At 53.4% G+C, this 13,456-nt stretch carries 9 protein-coding genes; 1 reads left to right on the forward strand and 8 read right to left on the reverse strand.

Annotated elements, in window-relative coordinates:
- Positions 1-273: 273 nt before the first annotated feature.
- From A8O25_RS24300 to A8O25_RS23110, 8 genes are all read right to left on the reverse strand, one after another.
- Positions 274-1,785: a TSUP family transporter gene (locus tag A8O25_RS24300; protein ID WP_206598725.1), complete on the reverse strand. Its 1,512-nt coding sequence runs from the start codon at positions 1,783-1,785 to the stop codon at positions 274-276.
- Positions 1,786-2,275: 490 nt separating this feature from the next.
- Positions 2,276-3,958 (reverse strand): NADPH-dependent assimilatory sulfite reductase hemoprotein subunit, encoded by a 1,683-nt coding sequence (locus tag A8O25_RS20725; RefSeq protein ID WP_066839302.1) that lies wholly within the window; start codon positions 3,956-3,958, stop codon positions 2,276-2,278.
- A 486-nt stretch (positions 3,959-4,444) separates the two neighbouring features.
- Positions 4,445-6,160 (reverse strand): diflavin oxidoreductase, encoded by a 1,716-nt coding sequence (locus A8O25_RS20730; RefSeq protein ID WP_066839303.1) that lies wholly within the window; start codon positions 6,158-6,160, stop codon positions 4,445-4,447.
- A 10-nt stretch (positions 6,161-6,170) separates the two neighbouring features.
- Positions 6,171-6,986, reverse strand: coding sequence for a uroporphyrinogen-III C-methyltransferase (gene cobA / locus A8O25_RS20735; RefSeq protein WP_066839304.1), 816 nt, complete (start codon positions 6,984-6,986; stop codon positions 6,171-6,173).
- A 660-nt stretch (positions 6,987-7,646) separates the two neighbouring features.
- Complete coding sequence (locus A8O25_RS20740; protein WP_066839306.1) at positions 7,647-8,879, reverse strand: sulfate adenylyltransferase subunit 1; 1,233 nt, start codon at positions 8,877-8,879, stop codon at positions 7,647-7,649.
- A 594-nt stretch (positions 8,880-9,473) separates the two neighbouring features.
- On the reverse strand, positions 9,474-10,382 hold the full coding sequence (gene cysD, locus A8O25_RS20745; protein ID WP_066839307.1) for a sulfate adenylyltransferase subunit CysD: 909 nt from the start codon (positions 10,380-10,382) through the stop codon (positions 9,474-9,476).
- Positions 10,383-10,396: 14 nt separating this feature from the next.
- Positions 10,397-11,149: a phosphoadenylyl-sulfate reductase gene (locus tag A8O25_RS20750; protein WP_066839311.1), complete on the reverse strand. Its 753-nt coding sequence runs from the start codon at positions 11,147-11,149 to the stop codon at positions 10,397-10,399.
- Between the two features lie 301 nt (positions 11,150-11,450).
- Positions 11,451-11,633, reverse strand: a complete 183-nt coding sequence (locus tag A8O25_RS23110; protein ID WP_153042863.1) for a hypothetical protein — start codon at positions 11,631-11,633, stop codon at positions 11,451-11,453.
- Positions 11,634-11,897: 264 nt separating this feature from the next.
- On the opposite strand from A8O25_RS23110, the gene A8O25_RS20755 reads away from it, so the two are divergent.
- Complete coding sequence (locus A8O25_RS20755) at positions 11,898-13,214, forward strand: leucine-rich repeat-containing protein kinase family protein (protein ID WP_066839313.1); 1,317 nt, start codon at positions 11,898-11,900, stop codon at positions 13,212-13,214.
- The last annotated feature ends 242 nt before the right edge of the window (positions 13,215-13,456 follow it).

A 13,456-nucleotide genomic window follows, 5' to 3' on the forward strand; every position in this document is an offset into this window, starting at 1 on the left:
CCGTTATCGTTTTCGGCCTTATTTTACAGAAAAACAGGCCGAAAACGCACTATCAATAATCTCTTCTTAGTTTACTATGTTTGATTGTCCCCCTTTGAAGGGGGTAGGGGGATGACAAGGGCTGCGGAAGAACCATCAGCTTTTATTTAGAACTGATTTTCAGAAATATGTGATTCTGCACAAGTAACTCTGCACGAGTCATCATCCCCCTACCCCCTTCAAAGGGGGACGGAATGCGTGCAAATAATATAAAGAAGAAGGTAAGTTGGTGCCTTAAAACAGCCCCACCGCTTTCAGCAGAATGCGCAGGCTCCAGATAATCACCAGGGAGCCTACGGCGATGAACATGGTTTTCATGGGCAGTTTCCCAGCCAAACGGGCGGCGATGGGCGCGGCGATGAGGCCGCCTAAAACCAAGCCTAGAATGATGTGCAGGTGACTTAACCCCAGCATGGCGAAAAACGTGAGGGAACTGGCCAGCGCCACAAAGAATTCGGTAATGCTCACGGAGCCAATCACGAAACGTGGGGTTCGGCCTTTGGAAATGAGCGTACTGGTCACCAACGGACCCCAACCACCGCCTCCAAATGAGTCCAAAAATCCTCCGGCTCCGGCCAACAATCCGGCCTTCTTAATTTTTTTGCGGGTCTTGGTCTTCCGGAAGGCGTTGTACACAATGCGCGAACCCAGAATTAACGTGTAACTTGCCAAGATAGGCCGCACATACCCTCCGTACTCCTCGCCCACCACGCTTAACAGATACGCGCCCGCAATAGCCCCCAGCACCCCCGGAATGAGGAGCACCTTGAACAGCTTCTTGTTCACGTTCCCGAACCGGTAGTGGTTGTAGCCCGAGGCCCCGCTGGAAAACACCTCGGCGGTATGGATACTTCCGCTAATGGCGGGCAGGTTCACGCCCAGTGACATGAGAATGGTGGTACAAGTCACGCCGTAGCCCATGCCCAACGCCCCGTCTACCATCTGAGCGGCAAACCCGGCCAGAATCATCCAGTAAAACAGCGGCTCAATGTTCAGCAACAGGTTCTGGGTTTGGGCTGTCGCTTCGGCCAGCGGAAAGAAGAAAGAGACTCCGTAGCCCAACAGCATCAAGAATAGCGCAGCCGCACCGCCCATGGTCAGTTTCTTCCAAGGCTTTGTGGTTGGTTTCTTTTGGCGCGGCAATTTTTCTTTTACGGCTAGCACTTTGGTGATGTCATTAAGGTGGGTCACTTTGGCGGCGAAATCTCCGGCCAATCGGTTCCTGATTTGCTGCAGGTTGTCCAGCACCTCGTCCAACTCCTCGGGCAGCGTCTCATTAAAGGTCTCTTTCAGGCGTTTGGCCATAGTGGGCGATTTCCCGTTGGTGGAAATGGCAATCTTGAGGTTCCCCTTCCGCACCACCGAACTCAAGTAAAAATCGCATAAATCAGGCGTATCCGCTACGTTCACCAGTTTACCCTGGCGTTTGGCTTCCAAGCTGATGTCGCGGCTGGCCTCGCGGTCATTCACGGCCACAATCACAATATCGGCCCCGGCCACATCTTCCGCAGAAAAGGCTTTGGGCACCAGCGAAATGTTGTCATGCTCCAGCGCCAGTTGCAGCACCGCCTGGTTAAATTCAATGGCCACCACTTTAATGGTAGTCGCGGGCGAATTCTGCAGCAGCGCCGTCAGTTTCTCCAGCCCCACGTTCCCGCCGCCCACCACCAGCACGCGCATCTGCTCCAGTTTCAGAAAAACCGGGAACAGGTTGTTTTGCTCTTTGACGGTGAGGGTTGTAGACACAGAAATTGTTGATTACTAATTGTTGATTGTTTTTCTCTTACCCTGGCGCGAGACTTTGTCTCGTGACTTAGGATGAAGCGAGTCTCCAGACTCGCCGGGAACCATGAACTGTCTATTGGTAAATGGAGTCTGGAGACTCCAATCATCCGTCGCACGAGTCTAGAGACTCGCGCCAGTTAGATTACTATTTTCGGCCTGTTTTCTGAAAAACAGGTCGAAAACGCATCTGCGGTGTCCCTTCTCCCTCTGGGAGAAGGTTAGGATGAGGGAAACCCGGTTCAAACAGCAAAAGCAGCAGCAAAAAAGAAACACGTATTTCGGTTCTCAAAACTCTTCTTTCTATAGCCAGCGTTTCCCCCCTCACCCTAGCCCTCTCCCTCCAGAGAGAGGGACTGCCGCTTTTCTGTTTTCGCCTGATTTTGGAAAAACAGCCCGAAAACAGAATTCCAGAACTCCCCTCTCCGTGGGAGAGGGGCCGGGGGTGAGGTTTCTAATTCACCAACGTTCTATAAGCGAAATCCCCGAAGCGCTCGCCCAGCCGGCGGTTCTGTTTGAACAACCCGAAGGCGGTGTCCAGCTCCTGCAGAATGGCGGCTTCGTCCACGTTTTCTTTGTAGAGCACATTTAAGCGCTCGCCTTCCATATCGCCGCCCAGGTTGAGGTTGTAGCGGCCAGGCGCGGTGCCGATGAAGCCAATCTCTGACAGCACCGACCTCCCGCAGCCGTTGGGGCAACCTGTCATTCTGATGATGATTTCCTCGTCCAACAGCGCGTGCTTGGCCAATACGTCGTCAATTTTGGTGATGAGTTCCGGCAAGTAGCGCTGGGCTTCAGCCAAGGCCAAGGGACAGGTAGGCAGGGCCACGCAGGCCATGGCGTTTTTCCGGAGCAAAGAAGCTGCCTCGGTATGCGCCAGTACGTTGTGTTTGGCTAGAATCTGTTCAATTTCAGCTTTGTTCTCAGGCGTGATGTCGCTGAGAATCACGTTCTGGTTACAGGTGAACCGGAAGTTGGCTTTGCCGGTTTGGGCTACCTCTAAAAACGCGGTTTTCAGCACCACGCCATTCTCCAAATCCAGCACGCGGCCGTTCTCCACAAACACGGTGTAGTGCCACAGACCAGTATCGCTCTGCGCCCAGCCGTAGTGGTCTTTGCGCGAGTTCAGTTTGTAGGGACGCGCTTCCTCCAACTGAAACCCGATGCGGCTTTCTAGTTCTTTCCGGTAGCCGTCTACAGTCAGGGCGTCAATGGTATATTTCACACGGGCGCGTTTGCGGTCAGAACGGTTCCCGAAGTCGCGTTGCACGGTCAAGACCTCATACACGGCTTTAAACAGCTTCTCATCAGATTCCTCCACGCTCACAAACCCCAGAATAGAGGCCAGGCGCGGATAGGTTTCGGCGTTGCCGTGGGTAAAAGAAAGACCTCCGCCTACGGCGATATTAAAGCCCTTCAGCTCGTTGTTCTCAATAATGGCGATGAGCCCTAAATCCTGCGCAAACACGTCTGAGTCATTGTTGGGCGGAATGACCAGTCCAATCTTGAACTTGCGCGGCAGGTAACGGTCTTGGTAGAGCGGGTCTTCCTCTTCCTTCTTGTCAATGATTTTCTCGTCTTCCAGCCACACCTCATAATAGCCGCGGGTCTTGGGCAACAGGTACTCGCTGATGCGGTCGGCGTACTGGTAAATGCGCTCGTGCAGCGGCGACTCCAGCGGGTTGGCGCTGGACACCACGTTGCGGTTCACATCGCCGCAGGCGGCGATGGAATCCAGCCCCACCTGGTCAAAGGCCTTGATGGTGGGCCGCGTCTTGGACTTCACAATGCCGTGCAACTGAATGGTCTGCCGCGTGGTAATTTTGATAACACCAGTAGAATTCTCCCCGGCAATATTATGCGTGGCCACCCACTGCTGTGGCGTCAAAAAACCACCCGGCAACCGAAGCCGAATCATGAACGAGTACAGGCGCTCCAGTTTCTTGGCGGCGCGCTCCTCGCGGCGGTCGCGGTCGTCCTGCATGTACATGCCGTGGAACTTCACCAAATTGGTATCATCTTCCCGAATGGCGCCGGTGATTTCGTCTTTCAAGCTTTCGTTAAGGGTACCCCTTAGCCCGTCGCTCTCAACTTTGATGCGCTCAACGGGTGACAGATTCTTTTGCTCAGTTGCCATGTAAACTGGTTCTAGTTAGAGCGAAAACTTCCGCCCAATTTCTTTTATGGTTCTTGCTGTTTTCGCTGTTTTGGAAAAACAGGCCGAAAACAGGATTATTTTTTTGTTCGTCTGGCGCGAGTCTCCAGACTCGTGCCGATAGGTGGTTGGAGTCTCCAGACTCCATTTCCCTGCGTTTCCGGCTCTTGGTTCCCGGCGAGTCTGGAGACTCGCTTCACTTTAAGTCACGAGTCTTCAGACTCGCGCCAGTTGGTTTAATATTCTTGCTACTTCTTCATCTGCTGGTCGGGTTTTGTACTCCCGACTTGGTAGCTAGACAATGCGAAGGGGATTGCAAATCCGGAAGAGCGAACCTACCTACCGCAAGTTTTCAACTTGTGGTTGATATAGAGCAAGTTTTCAACTTGCGTTGCTCTACTCTGTATTCCGGCAATTTGGAAACTTGCCTTATTTCTGCTCCAAGTTGAAAACTTGAAGCAGAATTCCTTAATACACGTCCTTCAAATACCGGCCTTCTTCCTTGAGTTGTTTCAGATACACTGCCGCTTCTTCCGGAGAGGAACCAGCACCCAGCCCGATGATTTGCAACAGGGTATTCTCCACGTCCACGCTCATAGGTTCTTTGGCGCCGCACACATACACATAAGCGCCGGAAGTCAGCCACTCATAGAAGTCTGCAGCGTTTTCCTGCATTTTGTGCTGCACGTAGATTTTTTCTTTCTGGTCACGGGAGAAGGCGCCGTTGAACTTGGTCAAAATGCCCGTCTCAAACCAGCTCTGAATTTCGGTTTGGTACAGGAAGTCTGTCACAAAGTGCTGGTCTCCGAAGAAAAGCCAGTTACGGCCATCTGCCCCAGTAGCATCACGTTCGGCTAGGAACGAACGGAATGGAGCCACACCAGTACCCGGGCCAATCATTATCACGTCTTTGTCGGCGGCCGGAAGTTTGAACTGGCTGTTTTTATGAATGTAGAATTCCACGGTTGAACCTTCGGCTAACTCAGACAGGTAATCAGAGCAATGGCCGCATAGCAACTCCTCATTGATTCTGAATTCGTCCCGCGCCACGGTCACGTGAATCTCACCGGAATGCGCTTCTAAAGACGAAGAAATGGAATACAGGCGTGGCGCGATGGGCTCCAGGATTTGCAGTACTTCTTTGAACTGCTCGGCGTCTTTCACGGGGTAGATGCGGAGCAAATCCAACAGGTCAATGCGGGTGGCGGGAATGTTCTGGCCTACTACCTCGGCGTACTTTTTTACCACGCGCTCGGGCAGGTAATTGATGTTCACCTTGTCATGCAGCAACTCCTGCACGGTGGCTTCGCTGTTGCGGTGCGTCACTTTATCTGCGGGAGCAACACCCGTGATGTTCAGAATGGCCTCAATGGTAGCCGGACGGTTTTTAGGCACCATGCCCAGCGCGTCGCCGGGTTCATAGGCCAGGTCATCGGCTTCAATCTCAATGTGGTGGGTCTTTTTGTTAGAGCCCACGTCATTTAAGATAATGTTAGTGAGAATGGTGCCGGTGTAGATTTTTTTGCCGGTTTTCTTGGCAGGAGCGGGTGCCGTAACGGCTGCCGCCGATGCCGTAGAACCGTCGCTAGCCAAGTTCTGCATCACGCTTTGGAACCAGGCATTGGCTTCGTCTTCATAGTCTACATCGCACTTCTGAATGGGTGCCAACTGACTGCCGCCCAAACGTTTGAGCTGCGCATCTACGTCTTCGCCGGCTTTGCAGAACAGCGGGTACGAGGTGTCACCCAAGGCCAGTACGCTGTATTTGAGTTTAGGCAGTTGCTTTTCGGTTTGGTGCACGTAGTCATAGAACTTCTGGGCTCCCGCGGGCGGGTCGCCTTCGCCTTGCGTGCTGATGACCGTGAGGAAATATTCTTCCTTCTCCAGGTCTGTGAGGCGGTACTGGTCCAGGCTGACAACTTTGGCGTTGATGCCGCTTTTCTTGGCTTTGCCCGCCAGGTCAGTGGCCACACGCTTGGAGTTGCCGGTCTCTGTGCCGTACGCGATGGTCACTTTCCCAACCGCCGCCTTCGGCGCAGCTGCCGTAGTTTCTGCCGCCATGGCTGTTACGCTCCCCCCGGAAGAAGCCAGCCCGGCCACGTAACCGCTTATCCAAATCAGTTCTTCTTTGCTTGATTGGCCTACCAGCTCCTGCAAGGCTTTGATTTTTGCTTCTGCTAACATTGCGTTATTCTTATTGAAGTACCAAACCGACCTGCTCAGAAACCGGCTTGAAGTAATGTTCTCTTGTTGGGTTGTTGGTGAACCACTTAAATTCCTGGTGCAGGTTCACCACTTTGCCAATTATCACCAGGCTGGGCGACACAAACGTTTTGCCGCCCAAATTCTGCTCATATTCATAGAGGCTGCTGGTCTGCACGTGCTGCAACGGCGTAGTGGCCTGCTCAACCACAGCCAGCTGTTTCTCCCCAGAAATGCCGTGGCGGGTGAGTTTCTCCACCACTTCACTTAACCGCTCGCTGCTCATGTAGAACACCAGCGTGTCTTCGGTTTGGGCCAGATCCTGCCAGTATTCTTCGGTGAGTTTGCTGTAGGTGTAGAAGGTCAGAAACCTCACGGCCGTAGCGTGTTGACGCGCCGTGAGCGGAATGCCCGCGTAGGCCGCCGCGCCCAACGCCGCAGTAATACCGGGAATAATTTCAAACGCGATGCCGTGGGCCGTTAAGGTTTGCAGCTCGTCCAGCACATTAGAGAAAATAGAGACATCACCGCCCTTCAGCCGAAGGACTTTTTTGCCCAGCAGCGCGTACTCCAGCAACAGCTCATTGATGGTGGCCTGCGGCGTGGTGCCTTCTTTGCGGCATTGCTTGCCCACGTACACAATCTCCGCCTGCGGCGATGCGTAACTAGTCAGGATTTCCTCGCTCACCAGCCGGTCCACCAGAATTACCTCGGCCCAGCGCAAAGCTTTCACCGTCTTCACGGTAATCAAATCAGGGTCACCGGGACCGGCGCCTGCTATGATGACGGTGGCTGTAAATTGTTTCATGTGACCTCACCCCCAGCCCCTCTCCCGTGGAGAGGGGAGCTCTGTTTTGCGTTTTCGGGGTGTTTTTGGGAAAACAGGCCGAAAACAGGTTATTTTTTTGTTCTCTGGCGCGAGTCTCCAGACTCGTGCGATGGATGGATGGAGTCTCCAGACTCCCGTTTCCCGCAATTACTTTGCGTGGTTCCCGGCGAGTCTGGAGACTCGCTTCATCCTAAGTCACGAGTCATTAGACTCGCGCCAGTTGAGAATTCCCGAGAATCAATCTTTCTTGCTTCTAATAGCAAAGCCTTCGGTTCTTCTGCTGGATTTGTCTCCCGGGCCTCCAAAGGGGGACGAAGGAGTAGCGTTTCTTTTCCCTTGAATAGCCGCTTTTCTAGTTCGCCCACAAGGTCCTTTCAGGATGACAAGTGAAGAAGGTCAAGTTTTTCTGTTTTCGGCCTGTTTTTGGGAAAACAGCGAAAACGCAATTCAGGTAAAAAAACCTCACCCCAACCCCTCTCCCGCGGAGAGGGGCTTTTCAGATAATTCGTTTTTCAGCTCTATTCCACAAAACAGCTGAAAAACGAATTAGCGGCGTCCCCCCCTCTCCGTGGGAGAGGGGCCAGGGGTGAGGTTTCTAAATCTCCGGCCAGAATTCTTCCTGCTTGGCTTCTGTCGAAATCATGCAGCGCCTACGGTCACGTTGCTGGTTTCGTCTATCAAGATGGCACCGCCGTTGCTTCTTAGTTTCTGATAAGAGTCGAAAGCAATGGGCGAAGCAGTTTTGATAGTTGCTTTCACCACATCATTCAGGCCCGCAGACACCGGCGACAGTTCTTTCTCCAGGGTGTTCACGTTGAGTTTGTAGTGCAGTTCTTTCACCACGGCGCGTACGGTGCGGCTGTTGATTTGCAGCAGGTATTTGTTGCGTGGCACCAGCGGCGTGTTGCCCATCCAGCACAGCACTACTTCAAATTCCTGGGCCACCTGCACGGGCGCGTCTTGCTTCACAATAACATCGCCGCGGCTAATGTCCACGTCATCAGCCAGGTGCAATACCACGCTCTGCGGTGCGAAGGCTTCTTCTACTTCTTCGCCGGCAATCTCAATAGCCGAGATGGTGCTTTCCACGCCTGACGGCTGCACTACCACTTTGTCACCTTTTTTATAGATGCCGCTGATGATTTTTCCGGCGTAGCCGCGGTAATCGGGTAGTTCCTCGGTCTGCGGACGAATGACGTACTGCACCGGGAAACGGCCTTCGGTGAGGTTGATGTCTTCGTGTACTTCCACAGTTTCCAGCACATTCAGCAAAGAACCGCCTTCGTACCACGGCATGGCCGAAGATTTGTCCACGATGTTATCGCCGTTGAGGGCGCTGATGGGAATGAAGGTCACGTTTTTCAGGCCCAAAGATTTGGCCACCTGCGCGTAATCAATCACGATGTCATTGTACTTGTCTTCAGAAAAGTTCACCAAATCCATCTTGTTCACGGCCACCACCACGTGCGGCAGGTTCAGCAGTGACACAATAATGGAATGGCGGCGGGTCTGCTCTACCACGCCGTGGCGCGCATCAATCAGAATAATGGCTAAGTCTGAGTTAGACGCGCCCGTGACCATGTTGCGGGTGTACTGAATGTGCCCCGGCGCATCTGCGATGATGAACTTGCGTTTGGGCGTGGAGAAGTACTTGTAGGCTACGTCAATGGTGATGCCCTGCTCCCGCTCGGCGCGTAAACCATCGGTGAGCAACGCCAAATCTACCTTGCCTTCTTCCTTGTTTTTGGTGCTGCGCTCAATGGCTTCCAGTTGGTCTACCATGATGGATTTGCTGTCATACAACAGGCGGCCAATCAAGGTGCTTTTGCCATCATCTACGCTCCCGGCGGTTAAAAATCTTAGAATATCCATTTTGAAAATGAGTTCTGAGTCTTGAGTTCTGAGTTTTTCTGTTTTGGGACTGTTCTTCTAAAAACAGCGCCAAAACAGTTTCTTATCTTCTGGCGCGAGTCTCCAGACTCGTGCCGATGGATGGGCGGAGTCTCCAGACTCCCTTTTCCCGCATTTTCTTTCGTGGTTCCCGGCGAGTCTGGAGACTCGCTTCATCCCAAGTCACGAGACTTTAGTCTCGCGCCAGAGCTGGGTTTCCGTTTTTGGCTTCGTTTTCAGAAATAAGCTCAAAAACGGCTTGCTCTTTTGGAGTTCTACTCTTGCTCCTTCTCCCTTGCTCTTTTGGAGTTCTACTCCGAAAGTCTTCTGCCGGGGAGTTCCACTCCCCTTCTGTTGCTGCTTTTGCCCATGGCTCCCATGGGAGTAGAACTCCCCGGCAGCTTAGTTCGGGAGTAGACTCCCGAACAGGGATTGGCAACATCTCACCCCCTAGCCCCCTCTCCCACGGAGAGGGGGAATTCTGCTTTTCTGTTTTTAGCCTGTTTTCCGCAAAACAACCTCAAAACGCGTCTGTAAGGCTCCCCTCTCCGTGGGAGAGGGGCTGGGGGTGAGGTCCTAAAAGTATCCGTTCTTCTTTCTATCCTCCATGGCTGCCTCAGATACGCGGTCATCAATTCTAGTCTGGCCGCGCTCGCTGGTGTTGGTGGCGATGATTTCGTTGATGATGTCGTCTAAAGTAGACGCGCTGGATTCTACGGCGGCGGTACAGGTCATGTCGCCCACGGTGCGGTAACGGACCACTTTGCGGGTCACCACGTCACTGTCATGCAACGTGATAAACTCGTTGGTAGCTACCAGACGGCCTTCAAACTCCAGCACTTCGCGCTCATGGGCAAAGTAGATAGACGGCAGTTCAATGTTCTCGCGCCGTATGTAGTTCCAGATGTCCAGCTCGGTCCAGTTGCTGATGGGGAACACGCGCACGTTTTCGCCTTTGTTGATTTTACCGTTGTAGATGTTCCACAATTCGGGCCGTTGCAGCTTGGGATCCCAGGTGCCGAACTCGTCCCGCACGGAGAAAATACGTTCTTTGGCGCGGGCTTTCTCTTCGTCGCGGCGGGCCCCGCCAATGCAGGCGTCAAAGGCAAACTCCTCAATGGTGTCCAGCAAGGTGTAGGTCTGCAGGCCGTTGCGGCTGGGCAGTTTGCCTTTCTGCTCAGTGAGGCCGCGGGTTTTGATAGTGTCTTCCACGTTGCGCACAATCAGCTTCTCGCCAATCTTGTCTGCCAGGTAATCCCTGAAATCAAGGGCTTCCTGGAAGTTGTGGCCGGTATCTACGTGCACCAGCGGGAACGGGAATTTGCCGGGTCTGAAGGCTTTCAGGGCCAGATGCACCAGCACAATAGAATCTTTTCCGCCGGAAAACAACAGGGCGGGGCGCTCAAACTGACCAGCCACCTCTCTGAAAATGTGGATTGCTTCGGCCTCTAACTGGTCTAGGTAATCTAATTTATATGAACCCATTTTGGTATTTCTATCTATTTTGAAACCAGTTCCGGGGTAACCGGAGCCGGCGATTCTGACACATGTAATCCGCACTCTTTTTTGCTGCTATCTTCCCACCACCAGCGGCCCGCCCTGAAATCCTCGCCGGGCTGAATGGCGCGGGTACACGGCGCGCACCCAATGCTGATGAAGCCTTTGTCATGCAAGGTGTTGTACGGGATGTTGTGCTGTTTGATGAAGGCCATCACCTCCTCTGTAGACCAATGCAAGAGCGGGTGGAACTTGATGAGCTGGTTTCCTTCGTCCCACTCAAATTTGGGTAGGTCAGAGCGGCCTTGGGAATGCTCGGCCCGGAGGCCGGTAATCCAGACCGCGTTGCCGGCCAGGGCGCGCTTGAGCGGCTCTACCTTTCTGATGTGGCAGCAGTCTTTGCGGTTCTGGGTAGATTCATAGAAGGAGTTGGGGCCCGTGTTGTGCACAAACTCCTCCAGCTGCTCATGGTTGGGGTAATACGCCTTAATGCGGGTCTTATACGCAGCATTGGTCTTGCTCCACACGCTGTAGGTCTCGGGGAAAAGCCGGCCGGTGTCCAGCGTGAAAATGCTGATGGGGAAGACGTTCTCCAGAATCTGGTGCGAGATCACCTGATCCTCAAAGCTGAAGCTGGACGAGAACGTTACTTCACCGGGGTACAGGTTCACCAGCAGCGCGAACGTCTGGTCTATGGGTAAGCCTTCTGTCTCCTGTATAAGTTGAGACACGTGCTCTTGTTTAGAAGAGGCCATGGCAAGAAAATACGGGTAAGAAATGAATGGATGTTGGGGTGCCGCCAGGGCAATAGAAACTTGTTGACTGCCAAAGATTAGCAACAACAGCAGCAGGGGCTGCAACAGCAGAAGCGCATTCGCTCTATGTGAGATGGGTAGACCATGTAGTCTTTGTCTGGCTGTTAAGTAAGTGCTGCAAAGATAAGTACCGATTTTTATAAATCAAGTTTTCCTATCAATTTAATAGAGATTATAGAATAAAAATCTACAACCCAAACATCTGTTTTATTATCTTTCTACTAAAGAACAACAACCAACTTTAACGCTTTCGTAATGATTGAGTTTCTGTTTTAAGCCTATTTTCTGAAAAACAGCTCAAAAACAGAAAACTCCCCCTTTGTGCCGCCGCCATGCGCTCACCAGCCACAGCAAGAAAAGCCATCTTGCAAGGAATCTGGCGGCGCACCGCAGGAACAAAAAATTTCGTTTCTAACCAGTTCATTTCCCATCAAAGCCTCTCAAGGCTGCAGATATAGGGAAAGCATTTCCTAATTCCCCATTCTTAATTCCTTTGGGGCGTGCCCCTGCGGGTCGGGCTATGCGCTGCAAGTCCTCGCTCACGCTGCGGGCTTTCCGCTGCTATCCCTCACGCAGTTCTGTTTTAGGCCTCCTTTCCAAAAAGCAGCTTAAAAACACCCACTCCAGACTCAGGACTCAGGACTCAGAACTATTCTGGTTACCTTTGCCGCTTCATTCTCCCGCACCCATGCACACGCTTCACCAACTTGAGTCTGGCCAGTTAAAAGGCACCAAAACGCTTAAACTTTCCTGCGGCCTCACCCATCTGCCTCAGGAGACACGCACCCTGGCTCAGACCCTGGAAGTGCTGGATCTTTCTGGGAACCAGCTCACCGCGTTACCAGACTGGATGGCCGAATTGACAAACCTGCGCATTTTGTTTTGCTCCAACAACCCCTTCACCACATTCCCGGCGGTGCTGGGTCAATGCCCTAAGCTAGAGATGATCGGGTTCAAAGCCTGCCGCCTCACCACCGTCCCTGAAGGTGCGCTGCCGCCCTCGCTCCGCTGGCTCACCTTGACAGACAACCAGATCACCCAACTACCCGCCTCCATTGGCCAGTGCACCCGCCTCCAGAAATGCCTGCTGGCGGGAAATAGATTAACACGCCTGCCGGCCGAAATGGCCCAGTGCCAGCATCTGGAACTGCTGCGCATCTCCGCCAACCACCTCACTGCACTGCCTGACTGGCTTTTCTCCCTGCCCCGCCTCTCCTGGCTGGCCTTTGCCGGCAATCCGTGCCAAAACGCCCAACCGCTTCAGGAGCACCTGCTGGAAATATCTTGGGAAAACCTGACGCTGGAGGAACAGGTGGGCGAAGGCGCCTCTGGTATTATCACCAAGGCGCTCTGGCACCGCCAGGCCGAAGACCAACAGCCACAGCAGGTGGCGGTGAAGGTGTTCAAGGGCGAAGTGACCAGTGACGGGTTTCCGCAAGATGAAAGGCAGGCGTGCATGGCCGCTGGCGATCACCCCAATCTGGTACAGGTGCTGGGCAAAATCACCCAACATCCGGCGCAGAAGCAGGGGCTGGTGTTCAGGTTGATCCCGCAGGGTTACCGCAACTTAGGCGGCTCGCCCAGCTTTGAGACCTGCACCCGGGATGTATTTGCAGCTGGCACGGCTTTCAGTTTGCAGGAGGTGTTAAAGATTACCAGCGGCATTGCGGCTGCGGCCGCTCACCTGCACGCCCGCCACCTTCTGCATGGCGATCTGTATGCGCACAACACGCTGGTGGATGACACTGGGCACGCGCTGTTCGGGGATTTCGGCGCAGCCACCCTTTATAAGAACCTTTCAACCGAGCAAGCCGCCCATCTGGAACGCATAGAGGTGAGGGCTTTTGGGTATCTGTTAGAGGATCTGCTCACGCATTTGGCCCCGGCAGAGGTTTCTCAGGCGCAGGCGCTCTTTCAATTACAGCAGGCTTGCCTGCAGCCAGAGCCCCTTGCCAGGCCAGGCTTTGCCACTATTTCTGCCGTTTTGGGTGCCTTAGCCGGGTAACGCAGGCGAAAAAAAGTCACAGCAGAGTGCCTGTCTACTACTCCCTGGGCGCCTCCGCCAGGCGTCTTTTTGCGCGCAGAAAAAGGTTCTGAGGCATAAAGAGAAGACACACAGCGAGTTTCTCAAAAACAGTACCCGCCCGGAGCAAAGACGGCTTCCCCCGCGCCCGGCCAACTCCCCTGCAGGGCATGAAAGGGGTTTTGTGATTTCCTGTTTTGGGCGTTTGTCAACACCAAGCGCAA

Source organism: Rufibacter ruber (assembly GCF_001647275.1).
Classification (GTDB): Bacteria; Bacteroidota; Bacteroidia; order Cytophagales; family Hymenobacteraceae; genus Nibribacter; species Nibribacter ruber_C.

What these genes read in the sequence shown, in the direction of transcription:
- A8O25_RS20725 (WP_066839302.1), bottom strand. Translation starts at nt 3,958, where the DNA reads ATGGCAACTGAGCAAAAGAATCTGTCACCCGTTGAGCGCATCAAAGTT.
- A8O25_RS20730 (WP_066839303.1), bottom strand. Translation starts at nt 6,160, where the DNA reads ATGTTAGCAGAAGCAAAAATCAAAGCCTTGCAGGAGCTGGTAGGCCAA.
- cobA (WP_066839304.1), bottom strand. Translation starts at nt 6,986, where the DNA reads ATGAAACAATTTACAGCCACCGTCATCATAGCAGGCGCCGGTCCCGGT.
- A8O25_RS20740 (WP_066839306.1), bottom strand. Translation starts at nt 8,879, where the DNA reads ATGGATATTCTAAGATTTTTAACCGCCGGGAGCGTAGATGATGGCAAA.
- cysD (WP_066839307.1), bottom strand. Translation starts at nt 10,382, where the DNA reads ATGGGTTCATATAAATTAGATTACCTAGACCAGTTAGAGGCCGAAGCA.
- A8O25_RS20750 (WP_066839311.1), bottom strand. Translation starts at nt 11,149, where the DNA reads ATGGCCTCTTCTAAACAAGAGCACGTGTCTCAACTTATACAGGAGACA.
- A8O25_RS23110 (WP_153042863.1), bottom strand. Translation starts at nt 11,633, where the DNA reads ATGAACTGGTTAGAAACGAAATTTTTTGTTCCTGCGGTGCGCCGCCAG.
- A8O25_RS20755 (WP_066839313.1), top strand. Translation starts at nt 11,898, where the DNA reads ATGCACACGCTTCACCAACTTGAGTCTGGCCAGTTAAAAGGCACCAAA.